Source organism: Marinomonas alcarazii (assembly GCF_003208215.1).
Classification (GTDB): domain Bacteria; phylum Pseudomonadota; class Gammaproteobacteria; order Pseudomonadales; family Marinomonadaceae; genus Marinomonas; species Marinomonas alcarazii.
Genome location: NZ_QKLW01000001.1, coordinates 146,086 through 171,184, shown reverse-complemented (window position 1 = coordinate 171,184; position 25,099 = coordinate 146,086). Strand labels below are relative to the sequence as shown.

General features: G+C 42.4%; 23 protein-coding genes. 18 read left to right on the top strand and 5 right to left on the bottom strand.

Annotated features, from left to right (window positions below; translation table 11 throughout):
- Window positions 1-146: 146 nt before the first annotated feature.
- The 3 genes from DFP75_RS00755 to DFP75_RS00745 all read left to right on the top strand — a co-directional run bounded on the left by DFP75_RS00755 (window position 147) and on the right by DFP75_RS00745 (window position 1,947).
- Complete coding sequence (locus DFP75_RS00755; RefSeq protein WP_110571597.1) at window positions 147-1,103, top strand: sugar-binding transcriptional regulator; 957 nt, start codon at window positions 147-149, stop codon at window positions 1,101-1,103.
- Between the two features lie 196 nt (window positions 1,104-1,299).
- Entirely contained in the window at window positions 1,300-1,641 is a 342-nt protein-coding gene (locus tag DFP75_RS00750; protein WP_110572771.1) for a helix-turn-helix transcriptional regulator, read from the top strand.
- A gap of 54 nt (window positions 1,642-1,695) precedes the next feature.
- Window positions 1,696-1,947, top strand: a complete 252-nt coding sequence (locus tag DFP75_RS00745) for a hypothetical protein (protein ID WP_220032606.1) — start codon at window positions 1,696-1,698, stop codon at window positions 1,945-1,947.
- Between the two features lie 165 nt (window positions 1,948-2,112).
- Here DFP75_RS00745 and DFP75_RS00740 read toward each other — a convergent pair whose 3' ends face one another.
- Window positions 2,113-3,087 carry an IS5 family transposase gene (locus tag DFP75_RS00740; RefSeq protein WP_110571596.1) on the bottom strand — a complete coding sequence of 325 codons (975 nt, stop codon included), beginning with the start codon at window positions 3,085-3,087 and terminating at the stop codon, window positions 2,113-2,115.
- A 66-nt stretch (window positions 3,088-3,153) separates the two neighbouring features.
- Window positions 3,154-3,999, bottom strand: a complete 846-nt coding sequence (locus DFP75_RS00735; protein ID WP_110571595.1) for a MurR/RpiR family transcriptional regulator — start codon at window positions 3,997-3,999, stop codon at window positions 3,154-3,156.
- A gap of 194 nt (window positions 4,000-4,193) precedes the next feature.
- On the opposite strand from DFP75_RS00735, the gene DFP75_RS00730 reads away from it, so the two are divergent.
- Together DFP75_RS00730 and DFP75_RS00725 are read left to right on the top strand one after the other, a co-directional pair.
- Entirely contained in the window at window positions 4,194-4,382 is a 189-nt protein-coding gene (locus tag DFP75_RS00730; RefSeq protein ID WP_110571594.1) for a hypothetical protein, read from the top strand.
- A gap of 71 nt (window positions 4,383-4,453) precedes the next feature.
- Window positions 4,454-5,485, top strand: coding sequence for a LacI family DNA-binding transcriptional regulator (locus DFP75_RS00725; protein WP_110571593.1), 1,032 nt, complete (start codon window positions 4,454-4,456; stop codon window positions 5,483-5,485).
- Window positions 5,486-5,712: 227 nt separating this feature from the next.
- Here the strand turns inward: DFP75_RS00725 and DFP75_RS00720 are convergent, their stop codons facing one another.
- The 3 genes from DFP75_RS00720 to DFP75_RS00710 are packed head-to-tail and all read right to left on the bottom strand — an operon-like array spanning window position 5,713 to window position 9,316.
- Window positions 5,713-6,756: an ABC transporter permease gene (locus tag DFP75_RS00720; RefSeq protein WP_110571592.1), complete on the bottom strand. Its 1,044-nt coding sequence runs from the start codon at window positions 6,754-6,756 to the stop codon at window positions 5,713-5,715.
- A 28-nt stretch (window positions 6,757-6,784) separates the two neighbouring features.
- The gene (locus DFP75_RS00715) at window positions 6,785-8,338 is read right to left on the bottom strand and encodes a sugar ABC transporter ATP-binding protein (RefSeq protein WP_110571591.1); all 1,554 of its coding nucleotides are present in this window, start codon (window positions 8,336-8,338) and stop codon (window positions 6,785-6,787) included.
- A gap of 54 nt (window positions 8,339-8,392) precedes the next feature.
- Window positions 8,393-9,316, bottom strand: coding sequence for a sugar ABC transporter substrate-binding protein (locus DFP75_RS00710; RefSeq protein ID WP_110571590.1), 924 nt, complete (start codon window positions 9,314-9,316; stop codon window positions 8,393-8,395).
- 547 nt (window positions 9,317-9,863) lie between these two features.
- Between DFP75_RS00710 and DFP75_RS00705 the strand changes: the two genes are divergently transcribed.
- From DFP75_RS00705 to DFP75_RS00645, 13 genes are all read left to right on the top strand, one after another.
- The gene (locus DFP75_RS00705) at window positions 9,864-10,670 is read left to right on the top strand and encodes a TIM barrel protein (RefSeq protein WP_110571589.1); all 807 of its coding nucleotides are present in this window, start codon (window positions 9,864-9,866) and stop codon (window positions 10,668-10,670) included.
- 53 nt (window positions 10,671-10,723) lie between these two features.
- Window positions 10,724-11,620, top strand: coding sequence for a sugar phosphate isomerase/epimerase family protein (locus DFP75_RS00700; RefSeq protein ID WP_110571588.1), 897 nt, complete (start codon window positions 10,724-10,726; stop codon window positions 11,618-11,620).
- Between the two features lie 52 nt (window positions 11,621-11,672).
- Complete coding sequence (gene iolG / locus DFP75_RS00695) at window positions 11,673-12,683, top strand: bifunctional inositol 2-dehydrogenase/D-chiro-inositol 1-dehydrogenase (RefSeq protein WP_110571587.1); 1,011 nt, start codon at window positions 11,673-11,675, stop codon at window positions 12,681-12,683.
- A 92-nt stretch (window positions 12,684-12,775) separates the two neighbouring features.
- Entirely contained in the window at window positions 12,776-13,585 is an 810-nt protein-coding gene (locus DFP75_RS00690) for an AraC family transcriptional regulator (protein WP_110571586.1), read from the top strand.
- 253 nt (window positions 13,586-13,838) lie between these two features.
- Window positions 13,839-14,885, top strand: coding sequence for a fatty acid desaturase family protein (locus DFP75_RS00685; protein WP_220032605.1), 1,047 nt, complete (start codon window positions 13,839-13,841; stop codon window positions 14,883-14,885).
- A gap of 85 nt (window positions 14,886-14,970) precedes the next feature.
- Window positions 14,971-15,291, top strand: a complete 321-nt coding sequence (locus DFP75_RS00680) for a MocE family 2Fe-2S type ferredoxin (RefSeq protein ID WP_245926902.1) — start codon at window positions 14,971-14,973, stop codon at window positions 15,289-15,291.
- Window positions 15,292-15,317: 26 nt separating this feature from the next.
- Window positions 15,318-16,553 carry an NAD(P)/FAD-dependent oxidoreductase gene (locus DFP75_RS00675; protein ID WP_110571583.1) on the top strand — a complete coding sequence of 412 codons (1,236 nt, stop codon included), beginning with the start codon at window positions 15,318-15,320 and terminating at the stop codon, window positions 16,551-16,553.
- 10 nt (window positions 16,554-16,563) lie between these two features.
- A complete protein-coding gene (locus DFP75_RS00670; protein WP_110571582.1) occupies window positions 16,564-17,409 on the top strand; it encodes a sugar phosphate isomerase/epimerase family protein in 846 nt (281 codons plus the stop codon).
- Window positions 17,410-17,687: 278 nt separating this feature from the next.
- Window positions 17,688-19,625, top strand: coding sequence for a bifunctional 5-dehydro-2-deoxygluconokinase/5-dehydro-2-deoxyphosphogluconate aldolase (locus DFP75_RS00665; RefSeq protein ID WP_110571581.1), 1,938 nt, complete (start codon window positions 17,688-17,690; stop codon window positions 19,623-19,625).
- 11 nt (window positions 19,626-19,636) lie between these two features.
- Entirely contained in the window at window positions 19,637-21,487 is a 1,851-nt protein-coding gene (gene iolD, locus DFP75_RS00660) for a 3D-(3,5/4)-trihydroxycyclohexane-1,2-dione acylhydrolase (decyclizing) (RefSeq protein WP_110571580.1), read from the top strand.
- A 27-nt stretch (window positions 21,488-21,514) separates the two neighbouring features.
- On the top strand, window positions 21,515-22,414 hold the full coding sequence (gene iolE / locus DFP75_RS00655) for a myo-inosose-2 dehydratase (RefSeq protein WP_110571579.1): 900 nt from the start codon (window positions 21,515-21,517) through the stop codon (window positions 22,412-22,414).
- An 83-nt stretch (window positions 22,415-22,497) separates the two neighbouring features.
- The gene (locus tag DFP75_RS00650) at window positions 22,498-24,000 is read left to right on the top strand and encodes a CoA-acylating methylmalonate-semialdehyde dehydrogenase (RefSeq protein WP_110571578.1); all 1,503 of its coding nucleotides are present in this window, start codon (window positions 22,498-22,500) and stop codon (window positions 23,998-24,000) included.
- 73 nt (window positions 24,001-24,073) lie between these two features.
- On the top strand, window positions 24,074-25,006 hold the full coding sequence (locus DFP75_RS00645; RefSeq protein WP_110571577.1) for a sugar ABC transporter substrate-binding protein: 933 nt from the start codon (window positions 24,074-24,076) through the stop codon (window positions 25,004-25,006).
- Window positions 25,007-25,099 lie beyond the last annotated feature (93 nt).

Below are 25,099 nucleotides of genomic sequence, written 5' to 3'. Positions count from 1 at the left end.
TGCTAATTGTGAATATTTATTCTAGTATACTACTCGGATTTTCCACTCCATAGACACAACGTGTAACTAGACCCCAAATGCGGCAATCAGATACAGGTAACTAACCTACGTAACCTGATGCAAAGCCCGCTGCTCAGGAGAACATTATGACGACACAAAGCGAATTACGCCTGCTGGTTAAAATTGCCAGCCTCTACTACAACGAAGGCAAAAAACAGTCTGAAGTAGCGCAGTTGTTAAATGTATCTCAATCCCAAGTCTCACGTGCTCTTACCCGTTGCCTGAAAGAAGGACTTGTAAAAATCTCCGTCGTTCAACCGCCGAATATCTTTATTGGTCTTGAGCACCAACTTCAGCAACTTTATGGGTTAAGACAAGTCATTGTTGTTGATGTTGATGAAGAGCCAAGCGATGATCAAATCAAACGAGCCATAGGTTCGATGGCAGCCCACTATCTACAAACAACATTAATGAAAGATGAATTAATCGGCATTTCATCATGGAGCACTACCATTCGAGCCATGATTGATGCATTACACCCGCTAAAAATAAGTGCTTCTGGGGTTATTCAGCTTATGGGCGGAGTGGGACAAAATGGTAACTTACAGTCCACCATGCTCACTCAGTCACTGGCCAACATTCTTGGCTGCGAATCCTTTTTACTTCCAGCATTAAGTATCGAGCGTTCTGTTGAAGACAAACAGCGCCTACTGCAGAGCATTGAAGTAGCCAATGTTGTAAATAAATTTGATGAGGTAGACTTGGCAATTGTAGGGATAGGTTCAACAGAGCCATCGTCTTTATTACGCAACTCAGGCAACTATTACCACGAAGAAATGACTGAACTATTAAGTAATCGCGGTGCGGTTGGCGATATTGGCCTACATTATTACGATAAAAACGGCGTAGCAATACTTGCAGAAGACGAAGATCCAGTTATTTCAATGCAACTAGAGCAGCTAAGAAAATGCCCTCGTGTCGTTGGTCTTGCTGGAGGAAATGAAAAAGTGTCATCTATTCATGGCGCTTTAAAAGGAGGCTATTTAGATGTGCTGATCACAGATAGGATTACCGCTAAAGCCTTGCTTGAGTTAGATGACTAATAAGATGCCTTGTCTACGACTTAGGAAGACACTAATTCTCTAACATCACCACCTGTAATTTTTTTATAAGTAGGCTAAAAATACCTCTTTATATTTCCGCACCTGTAAGTGCATAAAAGAAACACTTAAATTGCTTTTAATCAAAATAGCAACTAATATGTTTCTATATATTAAAAAGCAACTTATTAGTTTCCTTATGATAAATCTACTACAGCAAATCAAAAATCGTCGTTTAGCACTGAAACTCAAGCAGAATGACATGCCTATGCGTATTGGTATTTCTAGGCAGCAGTACCAACGGCTTGAAGCAAAAGGCAACCCAAGACTTGATACTCTTGAACTGATTGCCAAGGGTCTCAATAGTGACGTCATGCTGATTCCAAAAGAAAAGCTGAATGCTGTTTTAGCAGTTCTTGAAAGTGATGGTAACAACACATCTTTAACGCACAAACAGCCTGATCATTCTGATGAACAAAAAAAACTATCGGATGATCCATGGAAAGGACTACTAGAAGACGAAGATGACAACGGAAATTAGTGTTCTTAAGTTGACGTTACATGGTCATCTAGTAGGGTATTTGGCAGGCTAAAAATGGACGTAATGTTTTACATTTTGCTGAAAGCTATCAATCTAGTACAGCTCGCCCTACTTTATAAACACTTTGAACATTGGGCAATTAAATCAGATATTCCATGGCGAGCGATCAAACCGCATTTGGACGATGCGATAGAAAAAGCCAGACCCCTTTGGCCTGAAGCTTTGAAAAACCTACCGATGAATGAAGGACACAAACAACAGCTAAGAGCGCATTGGCAGAGACTTGATGAGGATTTTCGAGTTTAGACGTTTTAGGAATCATTTTTTGGGAAGTAAGTAACAGAGGATTTATCGTTTTCAGATACAAAAAAGCCCCGACGTTGTGAATAATCACTAACTAATGTGGCTGGTTTATCACTTTTCTACCACTAAACAAGATAATCAAACCTTGTTTAGTGGTTTTTTAACGGATTACCCCCTTGCGGCTCGGATCATCTGATCAACTCGAAACACGTTTGCAAGAGCAAACAGCATGGTGAGCTTACTGTCATTTTTAGCCAATCCACGATAAATAGCTTTTCTAAAACCAAACTGACACTTGATGATTCTAAACGGATGTTCGACTTTTGCGCGAATGCTGGCTTTGATGTATTCCGTTCGGATGGGCTGTTTATTTTTTCTAGGATGTTTTTTTAAGATTCTTATTTTGCTCGGAGTCTCCGCAATCAACCAGTCTGCTTTGACACCTTTTAACTCTTCTCTCTTTTGAGCACCACGATAGCCAGAATCAGCCGAAACAAAACACTCTTCGCCATGAAGAAGGTTCACTGTTTCCGTGATGTCATGAACGTTGGCCGCCGTTGTACTCACGCTGTGAGTTAACCCTGTTCTAGCGTCAACACCAATATGGGCTTTTAAGCCAAAGAACCACTGCTTACCTTTTTGAGTTTGGTGCATTTCAGGGTCTCTTTCTTTGGCTTTGTTTTTCGTAGAGCTGGCCGCTTCAATAATAGTCGCATCCACAATGGTGCCTTCTTTGAGGTAAATACCTGCATCAGACAGCCACCTATTCACTTCTTTAAAAAGCTGGCGCGAGAGTTTGTGTTTCTCTAATAAGTGCCTAAAATTCATGATGGTGGTGTGATCAGGAATTGGATTCTCTAACGATAAGTCAGCAAATAAGCGCATGGACGTGATCTCATACAAAGCATCCTCCATCGCTGGATCGCTCATGTTGTACCAATGTTGCATACAGTGAATGCGGAACATGGTTGATAGCGGATAAGGTCTTCTGCCATTCCCTGGTTTAGGATAAAACGGCTCAATAACCGCTTCTAGTTGATCCCAAGGCATCAACTCATTCATGCGAGAAAGGAAAATTTCCTTACGTGTTTTACGGCGTTTGTTGTTGAACTCGCTGTCGACAAAAGTGAGTTGGTGTGACATGGTTGAGGCTCTAAGACTTAAAGCGCGATTATCGTATGGCTAGGACTTATTCGCATATTCCCTAGTCTAAGCGTTCTTTTTCTCCAGTTCATAAGCTAAACCAATCGATAATGCCTGCGCCAGACAAAGTGATGAAGATAAAGAACGAAAAGAATCTATCTCTGCTTCTTTTACAACAAAGCACACCGTCGCAATAGAAGCCAACGGACTAATTTGATTATCCGTAATAACAATAAGAGGAACATTTTTCTCTGCCGCCGCTTTCGCAACACTTTGCGTTTCCTCAGCATAAGGGTGAAAGCTCACAGCAATAAGCACATCATTCTTGTCTAAAGCACTAGCCTGTTCCTTATACATCCCGCCCACTCCATCGACCAAATACGCTTTTTGATCAATATGACGCAAGGCATAAGCAAAATAGCTGGCGACAACAAACGCCCGTCTCACCCCGACAATATGCGCGGCATGAGCTTGAGACAATATTTGTATTGCCTTATCCAAATCCTCTGCAGCTGTCGTTTCACCCAAATGCCCAAGGGCGATTGCATTAGCGTGTGAAAAACGAGTCAGTAGTTGAGACGGAGACTGCTCAGTATTTTCCTCCCCAAATGCCTCTCTCGCCAAACGAATTCGATCCTGATAACTCGGTGCTTCCTCCATCAAATCCTGCTGGAATAATTTCTGCATTTCGCTAAAGCCACTAAATCCGAAAGCATTAGCAAATCGAACCCAAGTAGAAGGGTGCACTCCAGCATCTTTAGATAAGGTAGCAACGGTGCCAAAGGCAACTTCGCTTGGCGCATCTAATACAAACTCAGCCACCTGGCGAAGTCGTTTACTTAATTTTGAATAATGCTGTTTAATAGCCTCTTTCAAATCTGTTAAAGATTTTGGGGCAAGGACATCTGACATAAAATACTCTCTCTATTCAAAGTTCTCTCAAAAACCAAGCATAGACACATAGGGAAATAGTGAGCCTATAGAGAGAAGTAATTATTGCAATTTTAGAATAAAAATTCTAACTTAGTAATTACTAACATGTCTAGTATCAAAACGCCTAGACAAAGATATTTATTCAATAAAAATTATGAAATAGGATATTGAAATTGAACGAAACAGATCGTAAATTTTTTCGCCCAAAATGGCGTCGTGTTGCAACTACTATATTCTGTTTTGGCTGGACATTGGTCGAGTGGTTATCAGAAGAACCATTCTGGGGGATCATTGCTGCAGGTATCACTTTTTATTGTTTATGGCACTTTTTTTATAAATTCGATGAAAACCAAGGTGCATAAGACATTAAATTCCACACTAAGATATCCGCCCTAATAACAACCACGAACTGCATAATATCAGGTTATTTTCTATGTCTAAAAGACCGACTATTCACGATTTAGCTGATGCAGCAGGCGTTAGCATCGCAACTGTAGATCGAGTATTGAACAAGCGCTCTAAAGTACGGGAGTCAACATCTCAGCGTGTACTATTAGCAGCTGAAGACATTGGTTATCATGCTTCCGGCTTACTCAAAAGGCGTGTTCGCGAATCGAAACCAGTTAAACGATTGTCCATTTTACTGCAACGCAGTAATGATGAATTCTATGAAGGACTTGGCATGACGATTTGTAGCGCATGCTCGCAAGAAACACAATTTCAGTTCGAAACGAAAATTGTTTTTATGGATGAAGTTACGCCTGAATACATTACCAAACAAGTCATTAAAGAAGGCAAACATGCAGATGGCATTGCGCTTGTGGCATTAGACGACCACACATTAAATCGTCATATTGAACAGCTCGTTGAACGGGGGATTCCCGTTTTTACTATTTTGTCCCCTCTATCAACCAATACATGTACAGGCCATATTGGAGTTGATAATCGAAAAGCAGGACGTACCGCAGCATGGGCTATTTCAAGACTAACGACCACACTAGGGAAAATTGGAATTCTCTTGGGCAGTCATCGTTATTTAAATCAAGATATCGCCGAAATTAGCTTCATATCCTATTTTCGAGAAATTCAGCACAATTTTCATTTGCTTCCGCCGTTGACAAATTTAGATGACGAAAATCTGGCTTATCAAGCCACAAAAGAACTCTTGGCAAAACATCAAGATTTGACCGCTATTTATAGCGCTGGCGGTGGAGTAAAAGGCATAATACGAGCATTAAAAGAAGACAAAAAAGATCAAAAAATAACGCTCATTTGTAACGAACTCACCTCTTACACTCGCTTAGCTCTGAGTGATAACACAATCGACATGATCATTGCAACGCCAGTACAAAAGCTAGCCTATAGACTTTCCGACCTGTTTGCAGAAGCATTCAGCAGTAAAAAACACCAAACAATTGCACCAGTTAAACTATCAGTCGAGCTACACGTCGCAGAAAACCTATAGAATCCGTCAAACCGCTCTATGTTTTCTAACCCATAATTTTCAGCAACACCAAAACCGAATTTATGGGTTATAGAAATATTCAATAGTCTGTTTTAATAAAGTATTAACGACCACCGCCCTTATGCGAAATGCGAAAGTTTTCGACCAACACAAAAAAACCGCTCAATGAAACACTGAGCGGTAACGGGAGAGTTCGGATTCCTGCAATGTTATGGTAAACAATAATGCTACGTAGTTTTCTTACGCTTGTTCTGGCGTTGCTGATCAATAATAACAGCGGTAACAATGATGGCGCCTTTGATTATATCTTGATAATAAGCATCAATTCGAAGGAAGGTAAAACCAGAAAGCATCACCCCAAGAATTAAGGCTCCAATCACAGTTCCAGCAATTCGACCGCGTCCACCAGATAAAGAAACCCCACCAATAACCGCTGCGGCAATGGCATCCAATTCATACATCAGCCCCATACCAGCTTGAGCTGTTTTAATACGTGCAATCGCAACCATGGCCGCCAACCCAACCAACAAACCAGCAATGGCATAGACCTTGATTAGGTGACGATCAATATTGATACCTGAAACACGGGCCGCTTGAGGGTTTGCACCAATGGCATAAGTAAACTTACCAAAGCGTGTATATCGCATGACCACGTGAAAAATAATCGCCACAACTATAAAGATAACAACAGGCATCCAACGGTCTAATGCATTCCCTAACATAGCAAATTCATTTGTAAAACCAGATACTGGGCTACCATCAGTATACCAGCGAGCCACACCACGAGCAGATACCATCATCCCCAATGTGGCAATGAATGGAGGTATACGTGTTTTTGTAACCAACCAACCATTAACAAAACCAGCAGCAGCACCTACGGCTAAACCAACTGCTAAAGGTATAACAAATGGTAGATCTGTTAACGATGGTGAAATCACTTTAGGCCAACTGCTTGATTGCGCAAAAGTTGCAGCAATCATGGCTGACATGGCGACTACGGACCCAGAGGATAAATCTATGCCACCAGTTATGATGATCATGGTCACTCCGATAGCAATAATACCGATAACGGAGACTTGCAATATTATGATTTGTAGGCGGCTCATGTTCATTAAAAAGCTTTGGCCTACGAAGATCCAGCCCAATATTTCAAACATAATTGATATACCGACTAGTACTAATAAAATACTAACTTCTGCAGGAATACGTTTTTTCTTACAGACTTCCTGGCCGTCATTAGCCTCTTTCATGGTGTTATCTACTGTAGACATAAAAACCTCTTATTTTTCTAATTCTGTATTATTGTGCTGCTAATTTCATCACTGAGACTTGATCTGCTTCAGAGCGATCTAAAATGCCAGTAACACGCCCTTCGTGCATAACAAGCACACGATCGCTCATACCTAATACTTCCGGTAACTCGGAAGAAATCATGATAACCGCCACCCCTTTGTGAGCCAGCTGCGTGACCAAGGTATGGATTTCAGCTTTTGCTCCGACATCAATACCTCGAGTAGGCTCGTCTAAAATCAAAATACGTGGGTGGGTAAGCAACCAACGGCCAATTAATACTTTTTGTTGATTACCGCCTGAAAGATTCTCAATGGCCTCTTCCATATCTGGGGTTTTTACGCGTAATTTTCTACACAGCTCTTCAGACTCTATATTTAGCTTTGCTTGGTCAACAAAACCACCGCCATTAACAAAATTCTCATGCAAAACAGCAGACTGAATATTCTCCTGAATATCTAATGATAAGAAACAACCCGTTTCTTTTCTGTCCTCTGTTAGAAAAGCCATGCCTTTCATAATTGCGTCATTTGGATTTTTGATATGAACTTCTTCACCCTCAATCCAGACTGTACCTGAATCTGCCGGAGTTACGCCAAAAATAGCCTCCGCGACGTTAGACCTACCTGAACCAACAAGGCCTGCAAAACCTAAAATTTCACCGGCTCTTACGTCAAACGACACATCATTAAACACACCTTCTAAAGTCAGGTTTTTTACAGACAGTAAAACTTCTCCTAACTCGACTTCTTCTTTTGGAAACATCTGGTCAACATTACGGCCGACCATCATGTGAATAATTTCATCACGAGTGACGTTAGCAGAAGCGTGCGTCCCAATGTATTTTCCATCACGAAACACAGAAAACTCATCAGCAATTTCAAACAACTCACTCATTTTATGAGTAATATAAACGATGCCAATACCTTGTTTACGTAAGCCTCTAATAATTTCAAATAAATGAGCCACTTCCGTCTCGGTAATTGCTGACGTTGGCTCATCCATGATCAACACATCAGAGTTAAAAGAGACGGCTTTCGCTATCTCCACCATCTGACGGTTTGCTACGGATAGCGTGCTGATTTCAGCGTCTGGATCGAGATGTATATTAAGACGGTCAAACAAATCCTCAGTCATCTTATGCATTTCAGAGTGATCAATAAAACCAAAGGCATTTTTAGGTTCACGGCGAATCCAAATATTCTCAGCTACCGTCATCTGATTCATCAAGAGTAATTCTTGATGAATCATGGCAATCCCGGACTGCTGTGCTTTCAAAGGCGTTTCTAAAGTAATAGTCTCACCTCTCAACTTAACTTCACCGCTATCTGGCTGGTAAATACCTGCAATAACTTTCATTAAAGTAGATTTTCCAGCTCCATTTTCCCCCATTAAAGCATGGACAGTACCTGGGCGAATCTTTAGCTGCACGTCATCCAATGCCAACACACCTGGAAACGACTTAGAAACATTTACGACTTCTAATACATATTCACACGAGTGATCTCTGGGAGGAGTTGCGCCACTTACAGACACGGTTTCCTCAACTGCTGCGCTATTCATAACGCAATCCCTCCTATTTTTATTTTAATTGAATGAGTTTTCTAACAAATGTGATTAAAGGTAATCTTTCAGGTTTTGAGGTGTAACCAACTCAAATGGAACCCAAACCTTACGATCAACACTCTGACCTTTAATTAGTTTAACTGCCGCATCCACTGCACCACGACCTTGACCATCTGCGCTTTGGTAAACAGTAACATCCAGTTCACCCGCTTTCATTGCAGCCAACGCATCGGTAGTTGCATCGATACCAGCAATTACAACATCATCCATTGAACGACCTGATGCTTTTAATGCTTGAATCGCACCAATAGCCATTTCATCGTTGTTTGCGATAACAGCATCAAATTGAATACCTGCTGCTATCCAGTTAGTCATCAAATCACTACCCTTAGTACGAGACCATTCAGCAGTTTGTTGCTGAACGATTTTAAGGCCTGAGCATTCTGGTGTAGCAATCACATCATGAATATCTTGAGTACGTTGCAATGCGGCTTGGTTAGTTAATTCACCCATCATTACAACAACCTTGCCTTTGCCATTTAGCAAACGGCATACTTCCTTAGTCTGAAGTGTCCCTGATACTCGTTCATCAGACGCTACAAATGCTTGATTTTCTGGAAGTAAATCAACATTGATTGGTTGACGGTTAACATAAATAAGAGGGATACCTGCTGCTTGAGCATCATCCGAAATGGATACAGTAGCATCGGTATCAACAGGGTTAATAATGATGGCATCTACGCCAGAAGCAATAAAGTTCTGAACTTGATTCAATTGATTGCCAACGCCATTTTTAGCATCTTCAATCTGAACATCAACGCCCTGACTTTTTGCTGAATCCTGGATGCCATTACGCAAAACCGTCAAAAAGTTGTCATCAAAAAGGGCCATTGAGACACCGATTTTCATGTCAGCTGCAGAAACAGATGTCGCCAAAAGTGAAGATGTAATAGCTGTGAGAAGTAATTTTTTCATTATGCGATTTCCTCGAAAGCGAGCGCTGATACGCTCTAGTTGTTTTTATTTTTTCCGGTAAAACGCGCTTAGAGATCAAGCCAAAAAACTCATAGTTGACCATCCACCTCTAAACATCCGACTTGCTTATATTTAATTAACACAAGCGATTCGAATATATATATTCCATAATAGACAATCATGGAATATATATTCCAATTTGCTTCATGTGATGTGCTTTGTCAAGCTTAAATTTTGATTTAATTTGATAGGAAAATTTGAGGGTATTTTTTACCAACATTAACTTCCACCTGAACTCTATGATTCACGAAATTAGTCTACATCGATAGAAGGCGCATTTAGAAGGCGTATTCGAACCATTTTGATGAATTAACATAAAAATGATGTGTTTTGATAGATTGTGAGTGGTTTTCTACAAACTTGATTGACGATTTTTTTTTCTCAGCTGTACTATGCGAATAGAAAAATAATTCTAAAAAACCACTTTCGCGTATTCTTCACCTCAATAGGGCTGATGATAAGCGACACTTAATAAAGGTATTATTACATGTCTACGCTACCTAAATTTGGCTTAAACCATATGGTTTGTCCTTCTTATTCCCTTAAAGATTTCCTAACCCTTTCGTCTCAACTTAAAGCTCAAACAGTCGAATTTCGCAACGATGTTGGCGATAACAGCCTAACAGACCTAGCCTCTGCAAAAATGGCAGGAAAGCTGGCCGGTGAGCTCAATATCAAAGTGTTATCCATTAATGCACTCTACCCATTTAACGTTTGGAATGACGAACGCGCTCAGCAGGCTAGAGAAATGGCAGAGCTTGCAAAAGCAGCCAATGCAGAAGGATTAGTTGTTTGCCCTTTAAATGATGGCAATGAGGTCAGCTTTGAGGACCTTAAATACGCCTTATCGGAACTGGCAAAAATCTTAGAAGAATTTAACCTTAAAGGATTTGTTGAGCCACTAGGCTTCCCTATTTCCTCACTGCGCTCTAAAAGAGTTGCCCTCGAAGCGATTGACGCAGTTGGTAAACAGGACCTCTTTTCTTTGGTTCATGACACCTTCCACCACAAAGGAGCAGGTGAAGATGAATTCTTCCCAGAACGTACAGGTTTAGTTCACATATCAGGATTAGAAGATAGCATTACCTTTAACGACATGCTTGATGGTGACCGTGTTTTAGTCGGGCCAAATGATCGACTAGATAACGTTGGGCAGCTTCGTACCCTACTTGCAGCTGGCTATAATGGCCCAGTCTCATTTGAACCATTTTCTAAGAAAGTCTGGAATGTAGAGAATCCAAAACAGGCAGTCCAAGATAGTATCGATTACGTCAATAAAGCACTGACAAACTAGACCTTTTATTGTCCTAATTGAGAAAAAATTAAAAATAAAAAGTAGGTTTTAACATGAAGATAGCACTCGATCCCTATATGCACCGTCACCTTTCTTTAGAAGATTTGTGCCGAGCGACGAAAGAAATGGGCTACGACCACATCGAACTGTCGCCTCGAGCAGATTTCTTACAGTGGTGGACGCGCCCACGCGTCTATCCTGAACGTTTGCAAAACTTTAAAAAAGCCATGAAAGATCATGACGTTTCTTTGTCCACTATCCAACCCATGTATCGTTGGTCCAGCCCATACGAAGACGAATGGAAAATGGCTATGGATAACTGGAAAAGAACCATAGAAATTGCCGTTGAACTGGATAATCCGTTACTAATTTCTGAATTTGGTCGTGGCGGATCTCCCGAACGCTCCAATGCTGACCGTCAGGGTATTCACACACCAGAAGCTTGTGAAAATGCATTTTGGCGCTCTATGGATGTGCTTGTCCCTCTGCTAGAAAAAGAAGGTTTAACCTTGTGTGTGGAGCCTCACCCAGAAGACTGGGTGGAAGAGATGGCTCCTGCTATCGATATTATCAAAACTATTAATTCGCCTGCAGTCCAGTGTTCATACATTGCACCTCACTCGTTTTATTACGGAGATGACTTGGCAGAGACAATTCGCTCAACAAAGGGCATCTTGCAACACGCTCGTGTAGCAGATACTTACAACCATAAAGGCTCCTCACAATTACGTTACATCGTCAATCCGCCAGGCTCTAATGCTCGAGTACATCAGCATTTAGATATGGGCGAAGGCGAAGTCGACTGGGATACTTTCTTTAAGACACTACACGAAATTGGGTTTGATGGCGTGTTGTCTAGCTGTGTCTTTGCTTGGGATGAAAGAGCAGAACAATCCTCTCGCTTTATGCGCGATGAAATCCAACGCTACGTCGACAAGTATTGGAAGTAATAGACACCTATAAACGACAATCACTAATAAAATAATGATAAAGGAAACCAACATGACACTTAAAATTGGCGTAATTGGCACAGGCGCTATCGGCGCGGACCACACTCGACGCATCACAAATACACTAACCGGTGCAGAAGTCATTGCACTGACAGACGTGAACCAAGAACAGGCAGAGAAAGTAAAACAATCTCTAGGACTAAATGCCACTGTCTATAAAGATGGCCATGAGCTTATTGAAAAAAGTGGTGTTGATGCAGTACTCGTTACTTCTTGGGGCGGCACTCATGAAGAATACGTGCTGGCTGCGATCAAGGCAGGAAAATACGTCTTCTGCGAAAAGCCCTTGGCCACAACAGCACAAGGCTGTCAGAACATAGTTGATGCAGAAATGGCCGCAGGAAAACGCCTTGTACAAGTTGGCTTCATGCGTCCATACGACTCTGGCTACAAAATGCTAAAAGAGGCCATTGACTCTGGTGCTATTGGTGAGCCATTAATGATTCATGCTGCTCACAGAAACCCAAGCGTACCAGAAATGTACATCACTCCGATGGCAATCCATGACACACTAATACATGAATTGGACGTATTCCGCTGGTTACTAGATGACGAGTATGTATCTGCACAAGTCGTTTTCCCTCGTAAATCTAAATACGCGCACGATAAAGTCGCTGATCCACAAATCGTTATGCTGGAAACTAAAAAAGGCACTCGTATAGACGTTGAGGTTTTCGTAAATTGTCAATACGGTTACGACATCCAGTGTTCTGTAGTAGGTGAAGAAGGTGTAGTAAATTTACCTGAACCTCAAGCACTAAGCATGCGTAAAAACGCCAACTTAGGGCAGTCTATCTTAACCGACTGGAAAGACCGTTTTATTGAATCTTACGACGTTGAATTACAAGACTTCGTGAATGGTGTTCAAGCAGGTAAATTAACTGGCCCATCTTCTTGGAATGGTCTTGCTGCAGCCGTATCTGGAGATGCATGCGTTAAAGCACAGGAAAGCGGTTTGATTGAACCAATCAACTTGCCAGATCGCCCAGAGTTTTACCGTTAATAATTAGGCTTGTGTCGCCACGCAAATAAGCGTGGCGACTTTTCCTCATGATACAAAAATTGTTTGACAGATCATCTATAAGAGGCTGAATTATGGTGACTCAACCAGATTTATCTCTTATCCCTAGCGTGCGCGAAGTCTATTTTGGTTTTGTCAAACACCCAGCAAAAAGCACTTTAGGACCTCGCATTCAACGAGGTGTAGAGTTTGTATATGTACTAACAGGCAAAATAGACATTGTTGTTGATGGGAAGCAATACTCTCTAATGCCAGGTCATATGGCGATGCAACTTCCAAAAAAAGAAGAACTGTTTATTTTTCATAGCGAACAGCAAACAGAACATTCTTGGTGCCAATTAGATTTTCACGAATGTCCTGATGAACTTATCGAGCACTTAGCGTCCTTACCTTGTATTTTACCTGTAACCCAAGAGATTGAGCAATTAGTGGAGTTAGGGTTAAGTATCACAAATACACAAACAGTTAATAATCAGACGATTTTATATCGACTGGGCGAAACCTTATTACAATATTATCAAGAAATTGCTTACTTAGACAAAAGTGCTCGCCCTCATCCCACCTCACGTGTAGTCAGATGTGCAATTCACTATATACAACAGAATTTCTCAACTAACATTCAACTTGAAGATCTAGCCTCTGCTTCTTATTGTTCAATTAATCATTTGATCAACCAGTTCAAAGCCAGCTTTCACATGACACCTATGCGCTACCTTTGGCAATTTCGGCTAGACCGTTCTGAAGGCTTGCTGCGTCACACTAGCCTACCCATCTCAGTGATTGCAGAACAATGCGGCTTTGCCTCTCCCTTTCACTTTTCACGTCTGTTTAAGCTTCGGCATCAGCTATCGCCCAGCCAGTATCGCCAAGCTAAAACTGAATAACCTTATAAGTAAGTAAATTTGAATTCCTCTAACGCTGCATTGATAAAGCGAATCGCATCGTAAAATTAGCACTCTATGTGATCCTAGATATCTATTTCAAAATCCCAGTCATGTACCAACACATTATAAGTGGCGCACAATAAAACCATAAGATAAGCGTGATGCCGCACTCAATATCACCTTATAGCCAAAAAAAAATAACAACTGATATCAGTTGCTTAATGCAAACCTGATATTACTTATGGAGCTCCATATGCCAACCAGAGTAACTTATGACTACAGTTTGACGGGCGATGCGTGCCAAAAAGCACAGCAACAAGGTCTCGTGTCTGCCACCTGGTATCAAACAGACATTCCAAGAAAAACCATGAAAGCTTTGATGAAGCGTTCGGATGCGCCTGCGGTTCGCGATACCTCAATTTGGTTTATTGCGCTTTTTGTTTTCGCAGGGATGATAAATTTCGCCTGGGGAACTTGGTGGGTGGCTCCTTTGTTTTTTATCTATGCGTTACTCTATGGGACAGCCTCAGATTCTCGTTGGCACGAATGTAGTCATGGCACAGCATTCAAAACCCCTTGGATGAATAATCTTGTCTATTATATTGCGAGCTTTATGGTAATTCGCGAGCCCAAAATTTGGAAATGGAGCCATGCCCGCCATCATACAGACACTATTGTGGTTGGACGTGATTATGAAATTATGGGGCGTCGCCCAACGCGTGTATTACGTCATATTCTTGCCCTATTTGGTCTTCCACAAACATGGGAAACATTAAAAAGCTTAACTCGTCATGCGTTAGGCCGACTATCTACCGATGAGAACAGTTTTGTTCCGGCCTCTGAATATAAGTCTATATTTCAAACTGCGCGTCTCATGCTGATTCTATACGTAGTTGTCATTGCGACAGCGTTGTACTTTCGCTCTTGGTACTTTGCCATGATGATTGGCCCATTACCTGCGATGGCTGGTGTATGGTTAGCCTATATATTTGGCTTAACCCAACACGCTGGATTGGCCGAAAATGTCTTAGATCATCGCCAAAATTGCCGCACAATTTACATGCCCCCAGTGCTACGCTTCCTCTATTGGAATATGAATTACCACATCGAGCACCATATGTTTCCAATGGTGCCCTACCATCAACTCCCCCAACTTCACAAATTGATGAAAGAAGACTGCCCACCCGTTTACCCAAGCACTTGGAGCGCATTAAAAGAAGTAGTTGCCGCGATGTGGCGACAACGCAAGGATCCAGGCTATTACGTGAAACGGGAAGTCCCTAATGGCTACGAATCATGATGCATGCTTAATGCATCAGCCGACTCAATACTAAAAAAACGCCTAATTATTCCATTAAAAAGCAATTAAAAAACGGGAGAACATTATGTCTAACTGGATTGAAGTATGCCCTTTGGATGACATCGACGAAGAAGACGTCATGCCTTTTAACCACAGTGAACAAACCTTTGCTATTTATCGTTGCCCAAAAGGCGAGGTTTTTGCTACCAGTGGTTTGTGTACTCATGAGCGTATTCACCTTGCAGATGGTTTGGTCATGGATGACATCATCGAATGCCCTAAGCACAATGGCCGTTTCAATTACAAAAGCGGCAAGGCATTAGGTGCCCCTGTTTGCGAACACCTGAAAACCTTTCCTACCAAGGTTGAAAATGACGTTATTTATCTTGAACTACAAAACCTATAATTACACTGCCTAAAGGTAAATATTCCATGAACTCAATGTTAATCATCGGGGCGGGAGAAGCTGGTGTCCGAGCCGCAATTACGTTGCGCGAATTAGACTCAAATGTTCCAATCACCATAGTTGAAACCGAAAAAGGCGATCCATATGAACGTCCACCTCTGTCAAAAACGGGATTAACCGACGCGTTATTCGAACCTAAAAGCATTGTGACAAAAGCTCAGCTTGCAGAGAAACACATTCAGTTTATAACAGGTGTGTTTGTTGCGTCCATTGACGCTCAAGCTAAGCAGGTAACCTTATCTAATCACAAAAAATTAATGTTCGGTAAGTTACTCATAGCCACTGGGGCATCTGCACGCACCCTATCATTCGCCAATACCTCTGAAGAGGATCTTGAGCACTTCGTGTTTACTTTACGAACCGCAAGCGACTGCCAACGCATACGTAGCAAGGTATTAGCAGGACAAAAAGTCGTTCTAATTGGCGCAGGTTTTATTGGTTTAGAGCTAGCAGCTAGCCTTCGAGCACAACAAATAAAGGTCACTGTACTCGAGACTCAGCCACGAATTCTACAAAGAGCAGTACCTGAAGCGGTTGCTCGAATACTGCACAAAGCGCACCATCAAAACGGTACCGAAATTAAGCTTAATTCGTCTATTGAAAATGTCACTTTTGATCATCAAGCACACATTAAACTAACGTCAGGAAAGCAGATAGAGGCCGACTGGCTTGTGGTCGGCATCGGTTCGATTCCCAACGTCAATCTTGCACAGCAAGCAGGACTGGCCATTGAAAACGGCATCAAAGTGGATACTCATATGCAAACCTCACACAAAGATATTTATGCCGCTGGTGATGTGTGTTCCTTTCCTTATGCCCTTACTCAGCAGAGAGTTCGTCTAGAGTCTTGGCGTTGTGCCCAAGAACAAGCCGCCATTGCGGCGCAGAATATGTTAGGTAATAACACTGTTTATGATCTTGCACCTTGGTTCTGGTCTGATCAATACGATTTAGGCTTACAAATGGTGGGATTGCCTGAGGGCGCAGCGCATCCAGTTACTCGCACATTAGGCACCTCATCTTGCCTACATTTTGAAGTAAACGACGAAAATCAGCTTTTATCCGCTTGCGGTATCGGTGTCGGAAACCAAATAGCCAAAGACATAAAACTTTCTGAACGCCTTATTAACCAAAGAAAAACAGTATCAATAGAAAAGTTAGCAGATCCGTCCTTCAAACTTAAAGACCTTTTGAAAAAGTAGCAGGCTATCAATGAATTTAATTATTTTGCAGTCCATGTGGGCAATGGAAAACATATTACCTAACGGTAAAACTCTGCCTATGCCTGACGCAGTGACTCGCATTGCTCAACATGGATTCCATGGTGTAACAGACCATATGATGGAAGCTAAAAAAGTCGCACCTTTGATGACTGAACTAAAAGCACATGGATTAACCATGGAAGGGCAATGTTTTCCAGCTAACATTGATGAACTAAAACCCACCATTGAATTAGCCGCTCGTTATAAGCCCCATCACATCACCATCCAGCCCAATATCCGTACTCGCAATATGAAAGAAGCGATTCAGCTGTTAGAAGGCTGGCAGCGCTTAGCAGAACAAATTGACACACCTGTATTAGTTGAAACTCACCGCTACCGACTTACGAATGACTTACTTTTCACTCTAGAAATATTAGCAGAAATGCCCAATCTGAAGTTGCTAGGTGACCTCTCTCATTATGTTGCAGGGCATGAAATACCACTCGATGAAGACGCCAGTGAAGATATCAAACACTTGCAAATCATTATGTCTCACTGCCATGCCTACCATGGCAGAGTTGCCAATCGCGAGCAGGTGCAAATCCCTATCAGCTTTCCTCAGCACAAACTCTGGGTCGATGCTTTTTATGATTTATGGAAATGGGGCTTCGCTAATTGGCAACAACGTGCCAATCAAGGTGATACCTTGTCGTTCACCTGTGAATTAGGAACACGCCCCTATTCAATAACAGATCAACATAATCAAGACATTACAGATCGCTGGAATGAGTCCTTGATACTAAAGAAAATGGCCGAAGACATTTGGCAAGAAACTTATTCGTTGTCAAAAATTTAGAAAAAAACAGATTTTTCATATAAATAAAAAAATGTTTCATTTATATGCCATAAAAAGAGCATATAAACACGAAAAAATAAATGCAAGCTTTTGTTTTTTAAAAATATTTTTGAAAATAAAACTAATTATGATTTTTTCATTCCAATCTATTGATAATATAGAATATATATTCTAATATCATTGTAGATATATTAACAATAAAAAAAACAGCCACTTCACTTTTGACAAAGTACTACTCACCTTGTTGTCATTTCGGCTGATATGGGAGATGAAGAACCATGCTCAAAGATAAAACGTTAGATCTTATTTGTCTTGGACGCGCAGCAGTCGATATGTATTCAGAGCAAATAGGCAGCCGTTTAGAAGACGTTAGCAGTTTTGCAAAATACCTTGGTGGCTCATCAGGCAACATGGCATTTGGTACAGCGCGTCTTGGCTTAAAAAGCGCCATGTTAACGCGCGTTGGTAATGAGCACATGGGGCGCTTCGTAAAAGAAGAATTAGCCCGCGCCGGTGTCGATACCAGCCATGTCATCACAGACCCTGAACGCTTAACCGCTTTAGTCGTTCTTGGCATTAAAGATCAAGACACTTTTCCACTTATTTTCTACCGCAATGATTGTGCCGACATGGCCGTCAGTAAAGACGACTTTGACGCTGATTTTATTGGCTCTGCAAAAGCGCTTGTTATTACTGGCACTCACTTCTCTACAGAAAGCACTTACGAAACCAGTAAACAAGCTATTGCCTACGCTAAACAAGCGGGCACAAAATGCGCTTTGGACATCGACTACCGTCCAGTTCTTTGGGGATTAACCAGCCCTGGCGATGGCGAAACACGTTTTATTTCCAATGAAAAAGTCTCTGCTCACTTACAAAGTATTTTGGCTGATTTTGATCTTATCGTTGGGACAGAAGAAGAAGTTCATATTGCAGGTGGCAGCACAGACACTATCACGGCCCTGAAAAAGATCCGTGAGCTAAGTAGTGCCACTATCGTACTTAAACTTGGTTCTCAAGGCTGTACAGTACTTGAAGGTACAATCCCTGACTCTATGGATGAATTTGAACTGCATGTTGGCGTTCGCGTAGATGTACTCAACGTGCTTGGTGCTGGCGATGCTTTCATGAGTGGTTTCTTGCGAGGCTGGATTCGAGGCGAGTCAGCAGAGCAATCTTGCACTTATGCAAATGCATGTGGCGCTTTGGTTGTATCTCGCCATGGTTGTGCTCCAGCGATTCCAAGTGCAGAAGAATTAGATAATTACATAGCTCGTGCAGCACAAATTAAACGTCCAGATTTGGATCGTGAACTCAACCATTTACATCGAGTCACCACAGAAAGATTACCGTACGACTGGCAAGACCTATGTATTTTTGCTTTTGATCATCGTAAACAACTCTTTGATATGGCTCGTGAAGAAGGTGCAGATCCTTCTCGCATTAAAAGACTCAAACGCCTATTGGTTGATGCATTAGATGTTGGCGCTCGCGAGCTAGGCGGTAGCCAATACGGCGTATTAATCGACGACACTTATGGTCAAGATGCACTAAATGCCGTTACAGGTCGTGGTCTTTGGATTGGTCGCCCTGTCGAGTTGCCAAGCTCTCGTCCTATCGAATTAGAAGGTGGTCGCAGTATTGGCTCACGTCTAAAAAGCTGGCCAAAAGAACACATCGTAAAATGCCTTGTTTTCTATCACTCTCAAGATGAAATAGAAATGCGTGCCGCTCAAGAACGTCAAGTTGTAGAGTTGTATAAAGCCTGCTGTGCTTCTGGCCACGAACTCTTACTGGAAATTATTCCGCCACGCGACAAGGACTTTGACGACAGTCTATTCACTGACTCGATCAAACGCTTCTATCACTTAGATGTGCGCCCAGATTGGTGGAAACTTCCACCTCAGTCTAAGTCAAATTGGAGGGCAATTACTGAAATTATCAATCATCATGATAAACATTGCCGTGGTGTAGTGATGTTAGGTTTAGATGCTCCAATGAACGAGCTCAAAGAAGGTTTTTCAAACAGTGCAGGATTCGATATTTGTAAAGGCTTCGCTGTAGGAAGATCTATTTTTAGCGAACCAAGCCGTGCATGGTTAGGAAATCGTTATAGCGATCAGCAACTTATAGACGCTATCGTATCGAATTATTTGGAACTCGTATCCTACTGGAAAGAACGACACAGCGCTCAGCCACAACAGAAACAGGCTTAAAGGAAACCCACATGACAACAATAAAACTTACCATGGCGCAAGCCGTCGTCCGATTCATGATGGCGCAAAAAGTAGAAACAGACAACGGTATTCAACCTATGTTTGCCGGTGTTTGGGGTATTTTTGGACACGGTAACGTCGCCGGTTTAGGTGAAGCGCTTTACCATGTAAAAGATAAACTTCCAACTTATCGTGCACACAATGAGCAAGGTATGGCACATGCCGCCATTGCTTATGCAAAAACTAAAAACCGTCAGCAAATGATGGCCTGTACCGCATCTGCAGGTCCTGGCGCTGTTAACATGGTAACCGCCGCCGCAGTTGCTCATGTGAACCGTATCCCAGTCCTGTTTCTTCCTGGCGATACTTTCGCAACGCGTATGCCAGATCCGGTGTTACAGCAGGTGGAAAACTTTCAAGACATGACAATCACATCAAATGATTGTTTTCGCCCAGTTAGTCGTTTCTTTGACCGTATTACTCGTCCTGAACAATTATTGACTTCACTACCTCAAGCGATGCGAGTTTTAATGGATCCTATCGAATGCGGACCTGCGACACTTGCCATACCGCAAGATGTGCAAACCATGGCATTCGACTATCCAGTAAGCTTTTTTGATGAAAAAGTACATCGTCTACGCCGCCAAGAGCCGGATTTTTATGAATTAAATGATGCCCTAAAACTGATTCGTCAGGCTAAAAAGCCAGTCGTAATTGCTGGCGGTGGCGTGCATTATTCCGGCGCTCTGAAAGAATTTGACAGCTTTGTTAGTCAGTTCCAGCTCCCTGTTGGCGAAACTCAAGCTGGCAAAGGTACTTTACCTTGGGATCACAAGCATAACATGGGAACCATAGGTGTTACGGGGGCGGCATCAACAAATAAATTGTGTGCTGAAGCAGATTTAATTATTGCCGTTGGAACTCGATTGGGTGATTTTGCATCGGGTTCACGCTCGATGATAAATCCAGATGCCAGAATCGTCAGTGTCAACGTGGCATCTTTTGATGCTATTAAGCACAAAGGTCAAGCCTTAGTTGGTGATGCAAAACTAACACTTACTCACTTAAGTAAAGCGCTTCAAGGTTGGAAAATCGATACTAGTTGGAGCGATAAAGCTGAAGCAGAACGGGTTGAATGGCAAAAGGTCATAGATAAAGTCACCACAGATCGAGGAACTGATTTACCAAGCGATGGTGAAGTCGTCGGTGCGGTAAACCGCGCTGCAGGCGAAAAAGACATGGTGGTTTGTGCTGCTGGAGGTTTGCCTGGCGAACTACAAAAGTTGTGGCGCACCCGTTACAGTCGTGGCTACCACATGGAATACGGCTACTCCTGTATGGGCTACGAGCTTGCAGGCGGGCTAGGGGCAAAAATGGCAAGCCCTCAATCTGAAGTGTTTGTTATGGTAGGCGATGGTTCTTACCTAATGCTGAACTCTGAAATTGCTACATCCGTAATGATAGGACAAAAAATCATTATGGTCGTCCTAGATAACCGAGGCTATGGTTGTATCCACCGCCTTCAGCAATTCTGTGGCGGCCCTGGCTTCAATAACATGCTGGATGATTGCTTAACCATTCCTGAAGGCGCACCAAAGATAGATTTTGCCGCACACGCCAAATCAATGGGTGCAAGCTCTGAAAAAGTGACCACTATAGCGGAACTTGAAGAAGCTCTAGTACGTGCCAAAGCATCACCAATTAGCTACCTGATCACCCTTGACACAGACCCAGACATCACAACAGAAAATGGTGGTCACTGGTGGGATGTAGCTGTACCAGAAGTATCTGAGCGCGAGAAAGTACGTCAGGCTAGAAAAACCTATGACGCTCACAAAGCACGTCAGTTTAAAAACCTATAAAACACTATTACTGATTGGAGAATAAAAATGAACGTACGAATCGGTATAAACCCGCTGACTTGGACTAATGACGACCTACCAACTCTGGGTGCTGAAACACCGCTTGAAACGTGCCTAAGCGAAGGTAAACAAGCCGGGTTTAGTGGTTTTGAATTAGGCCACAAATTCCCTCGCACACCAGAAGCGCTTGGTCCTATTTTACAAGAGCACGATTTAAGCTTGGTTTCTGGTTGGTTCAGTGGTGAATTATTGACTCGCAGTGTAGAAGAAGAAATTGAGGCCATAAAACCTCATCTTCACTTGCTAAAATCTCTTGGTGCTAAAGCCATGGTTTACTGCGAGATAACAGACTGTGTCCATGGGCAAATAGAAACACCTCTTTCACACCGCCCTATTATTAGCGAAGAAAAGATCGCTGAAATGAGTAAGAAGCTTACTCAAGTTGCAGACTACTGCCTATCTCAAGGTGTACAAATTGCTTATCACCATCACATGGGGACTGTCATTGAAAGTCAACACGAAGTTGACCTACTAATGAAATACACAGGTCCTTCTGTTGGTCTACTTTTGGATACTGGCCATATGACTTTTGCTGGCGGTAATCCATTAGAAGTTCAAGCAAAACACGCCGATCGCATTATTCACGTGCATTGCAAAGACCTTCGCCCTGAAATCCTAAAAGATGCTAAGAACCGTGACATCAGCTTCTTGAATGCTATGTTAAATGGCGTTTTTACTGTGCCGGGCGATGGTTTTATTGATTACGGCAGTTTATTCAAACAACTAAAAGCAAGTAACTATTCTGGCTGGTTAGTTGTGGAAGCAGAGCAAGATCCAAGTGTTGCGCACCCATTAACGTACGCAACACTTGGGGCAAACAACCTGAAAGCGTTGTGCGCCGAGTCCGGGTTAGAAATCGTCAAATAACCGACGATATTTATTCATGACGCTAATTCTAGATTACTGGCTTTAGCGTCAACAAAAAACACATGCAAACGTTAGGTATTCTCATGAAAACATTAGGTAACTACATTAACGGTAAGCAAATTGCCAGCCAAAGTGGTCGCACAGGTCCAGTTTACAACCCAGCTACTGGCGCACAAAGCCTTAGCGTTGCGCTTTCTAGCGCCGACGAAACTCGCACAGCGATTGAATCTGCACAAGAAGCGTTCAAAGCGTGGAGTAAAGTCACACCACTTAACCGTGCTCGAGTCATGTTTAAATTTAAGACATTGCTAGAACAACACGCAGATGAAATTGCAGAGATGATCACTAATGAGCATGGCAAAGTGTTTTCTGATGCTAAAGGTGAATTAACGCGCGGTATCGAAGTAGTGGAATTTGCTTGCGGCATTCCACATCTACAAAAAGGTGAACACAGCCTAAACGTTGGTCGTGGTGTAGACAGTATGTCTTTGATGCAGCCGCTTGGCGTGTGTGCGGGCATTTCACCGTTTAACTTCCCAGCCATGGTTCCAATGTGGATGTTCCCTGTTGCCATTGCCAGCGGCAACACTTTTGTGATGAAGCCATCAGAAAAAGATCCTTCTGTACCACTACGATTGGCAGAGCTACTTACTGAAGCAGGCCTTCCTGATGGCGTTTTCAATATCGTTAATGGTGATAAGGAAGCGGTAGATGTGTTGCTAACGGATGAACGAGTTCAAGCGGTTAGCTTCGTTGGCTCAACACCTATTGCAGAATACATTTACGCCACAGCTTCTGCCCATGGCAAACGAGTACAAGCGCTTGGCGGTGCCAAAAACCACATGATCGTGATGCCGGATGCGGACCCAAGCCAAGTTGTTGGTTCCCTAATGGGTGCTGCATATGGTTCTGCTGGTGAGCGCTGTATGGCGATTTCTGTCGCAGTTTGTGTTGGTGATGACGTTGCCGATAATCTGATCGACAGTTTAAGTACTGAAATTGACGGAATGCGCGTCGGCCCGGGGGTTGGCTTACCAGAAGAGGCCCACATGGGCCCAGTCATATCCAAAGAACATTGCGCAAAAATCAAAGACTACATCGGTATCGGTGTGGAAGAAGGCGCTACTTTGGTTCGTGATGGTCGTGATTTTGTCTATCCAGGCAATGAAAATGGTTACTTCGTTGGACCAACCTTATTCGACAATGTGAAACAAGGTATGCGCATCTATAACGAAGAAATTTTTGGCCCTGTTTTATGTGTTGTTCGCGCCAACAGTTACCAAGAAGCATTGGATATGATTAATGCCCACGAATACGGTAATGGCACCTCAATCTTCACCCGTGATGGCGATACAGCTCGTCAATTCTGTGAAGACGTTCAAGTAGGAATGGTTGGCGTGAATGTGCCAATTCCAGTACCTATGGCCTTCCATAGTTTCGGTGGCTGGAAACGTTCTTTATTTGGCCCATTACACATGCACGGACCAGATGGTGTTCGTTTCTACACTCGTATGAAAACCATCACAGCACGCTGGCCAACAGGTCTTCGCGCTGGTGCAGAGTTTTCAATGCCAACGATGAAGTAAGCATGAGTGGGCGGTGTATCTACGCCGCTCATTCCCTTTCAATATTTATATCGTTATTTAACAGGAGTTATGCATGAACAAAATAAATAAAATAGCATTACTACTTTTATCAATAGGAACAATGAGTAATGCTCAGGCCACAAATATAGGCATAAGCATGACATCCTTTGATAACCCCTTTTTAAATATTTTGATCAACGGAATGAAGTCCGCGGACCAATCTAATGACGATATAACACTACAATTTGAAGACGCCAATAGTGATATTGGACGTCAGCTAAACCAAGTCCAAAGTTTTATTGCAAGTGGTGTTGATGCCATTATCGTTAACGCTGTAGATGGTGATTCCACTATGGCAATCACGCAAATGACAAATGAAGCGGGCATACCTTTAGTTTATGTAAATCATCCACCTATTGACATTCATCAATTACCTGATACCGCCAGTTTTGTCGGCTCTAATGAGCTAGATTCAGGCACCTTACAAACAGAAGAAGTTTGTCGTCTATTAAATGGTAAAGGTAACGCGTTGGTCATCATAGGTCCTCTTGAGAATCATGCAGCGCTAACACGTACTAAAGATGTAGAAAAGGTATTGTCACGCCCTGAATGCTCAGGCATTAAAATTCTTGATAAGCAAGTGGCGAACTGGTCTCGAACACAAGCCTATGACCTAATGACCAATTGGATTACTTCTGGCATAGAGTTTAATTCAGTCATTGCCAACAATGATGAAATGGCCATCGGTGCCATTCAAGCAATAGAAGCATCCAGTCTTAACATCGACAATATTGTTGTAGCTGGCATTGATGCAACAGCTGATGGCTTAGCGGCTATGAGATCTGGTGAACTGAGTGTCACCGTTTTTCAGAATGCAACTAAACAAGGCCAAGTAGCTGTTCAGACCGCTTACAAAATGGTTCATGGCGACCCTGTAGATCGTAACCTTTGGGTGCCATTTGAACTGGTAACAAAACAGAATCTTTCCCAATACTCTTCAAAGTAATGGGAATACCTTAGCTCAGTCGCAGATTGTTATTGTCTAACTCTCTAGTAAGCGACTTTTTAGCCCACCATTTGGTGGGCTTTTTTTAATTAT

What these genes read in the sequence shown, in the direction of transcription:
- DFP75_RS00715 (WP_110571591.1), bottom strand. Translation starts at nt 8,338, where the DNA reads ATGAATAGCGCAGCAGTTGAGGAAACCGTGTCTGTAAGTGGCGCAACT.
- DFP75_RS00745 (WP_220032606.1), top strand. Translation starts at nt 1,696, where the DNA reads ATGGACGTAATGTTTTACATTTTGCTGAAAGCTATCAATCTAGTACAG.
- DFP75_RS00710 (WP_110571590.1), bottom strand. Translation starts at nt 9,316, where the DNA reads ATGAAAAAATTACTTCTCACAGCTATTACATCTTCACTTTTGGCGACA.
- DFP75_RS00750 (WP_110572771.1), top strand. Translation starts at nt 1,300, where the DNA reads ATGATAAATCTACTACAGCAAATCAAAAATCGTCGTTTAGCACTGAAA.
- DFP75_RS00690 (WP_110571586.1), top strand. Translation starts at nt 12,776, where the DNA reads ATGGTGACTCAACCAGATTTATCTCTTATCCCTAGCGTGCGCGAAGTC.
- DFP75_RS00725 (WP_110571593.1), top strand. Translation starts at nt 4,454, where the DNA reads ATGTCTAAAAGACCGACTATTCACGATTTAGCTGATGCAGCAGGCGTT.
- DFP75_RS00685 (WP_220032605.1), top strand. Translation starts at nt 13,839, where the DNA reads ATGCCAACCAGAGTAACTTATGACTACAGTTTGACGGGCGATGCGTGC.
- iolG (WP_110571587.1), top strand. Translation starts at nt 11,673, where the DNA reads ATGACACTTAAAATTGGCGTAATTGGCACAGGCGCTATCGGCGCGGAC.
- DFP75_RS00675 (WP_110571583.1), top strand. Translation starts at nt 15,318, where the DNA reads ATGAACTCAATGTTAATCATCGGGGCGGGAGAAGCTGGTGTCCGAGCC.
- DFP75_RS00665 (WP_110571581.1), top strand. Translation starts at nt 17,688, where the DNA reads ATGCTCAAAGATAAAACGTTAGATCTTATTTGTCTTGGACGCGCAGCA.
- DFP75_RS00735 (WP_110571595.1), bottom strand. Translation starts at nt 3,999, where the DNA reads ATGTCAGATGTCCTTGCCCCAAAATCTTTAACAGATTTGAAAGAGGCT.
- DFP75_RS00740 (WP_110571596.1), bottom strand. Translation starts at nt 3,087, where the DNA reads ATGTCACACCAACTCACTTTTGTCGACAGCGAGTTCAACAACAAACGC.
- DFP75_RS00650 (WP_110571578.1), top strand. Translation starts at nt 22,498, where the DNA reads ATGAAAACATTAGGTAACTACATTAACGGTAAGCAAATTGCCAGCCAA.
- iolD (WP_110571580.1), top strand. Translation starts at nt 19,637, where the DNA reads ATGACAACAATAAAACTTACCATGGCGCAAGCCGTCGTCCGATTCATG.
- iolE (WP_110571579.1), top strand. Translation starts at nt 21,515, where the DNA reads ATGAACGTACGAATCGGTATAAACCCGCTGACTTGGACTAATGACGAC.
- DFP75_RS00680 (WP_245926902.1), top strand. Translation starts at nt 14,971, where the DNA reads ATGTCTAACTGGATTGAAGTATGCCCTTTGGATGACATCGACGAAGAA.
- DFP75_RS00700 (WP_110571588.1), top strand. Translation starts at nt 10,724, where the DNA reads ATGAAGATAGCACTCGATCCCTATATGCACCGTCACCTTTCTTTAGAA.
- DFP75_RS00670 (WP_110571582.1), top strand. Translation starts at nt 16,564, where the DNA reads ATGAATTTAATTATTTTGCAGTCCATGTGGGCAATGGAAAACATATTA.
- DFP75_RS00645 (WP_110571577.1), top strand. Translation starts at nt 24,074, where the DNA reads ATGAACAAAATAAATAAAATAGCATTACTACTTTTATCAATAGGAACA.
- DFP75_RS00755 (WP_110571597.1), top strand. Translation starts at nt 147, where the DNA reads ATGACGACACAAAGCGAATTACGCCTGCTGGTTAAAATTGCCAGCCTC.
- DFP75_RS00720 (WP_110571592.1), bottom strand. Translation starts at nt 6,756, where the DNA reads ATGTCTACAGTAGATAACACCATGAAAGAGGCTAATGACGGCCAGGAA.
- DFP75_RS00705 (WP_110571589.1), top strand. Translation starts at nt 9,864, where the DNA reads ATGTCTACGCTACCTAAATTTGGCTTAAACCATATGGTTTGTCCTTCT.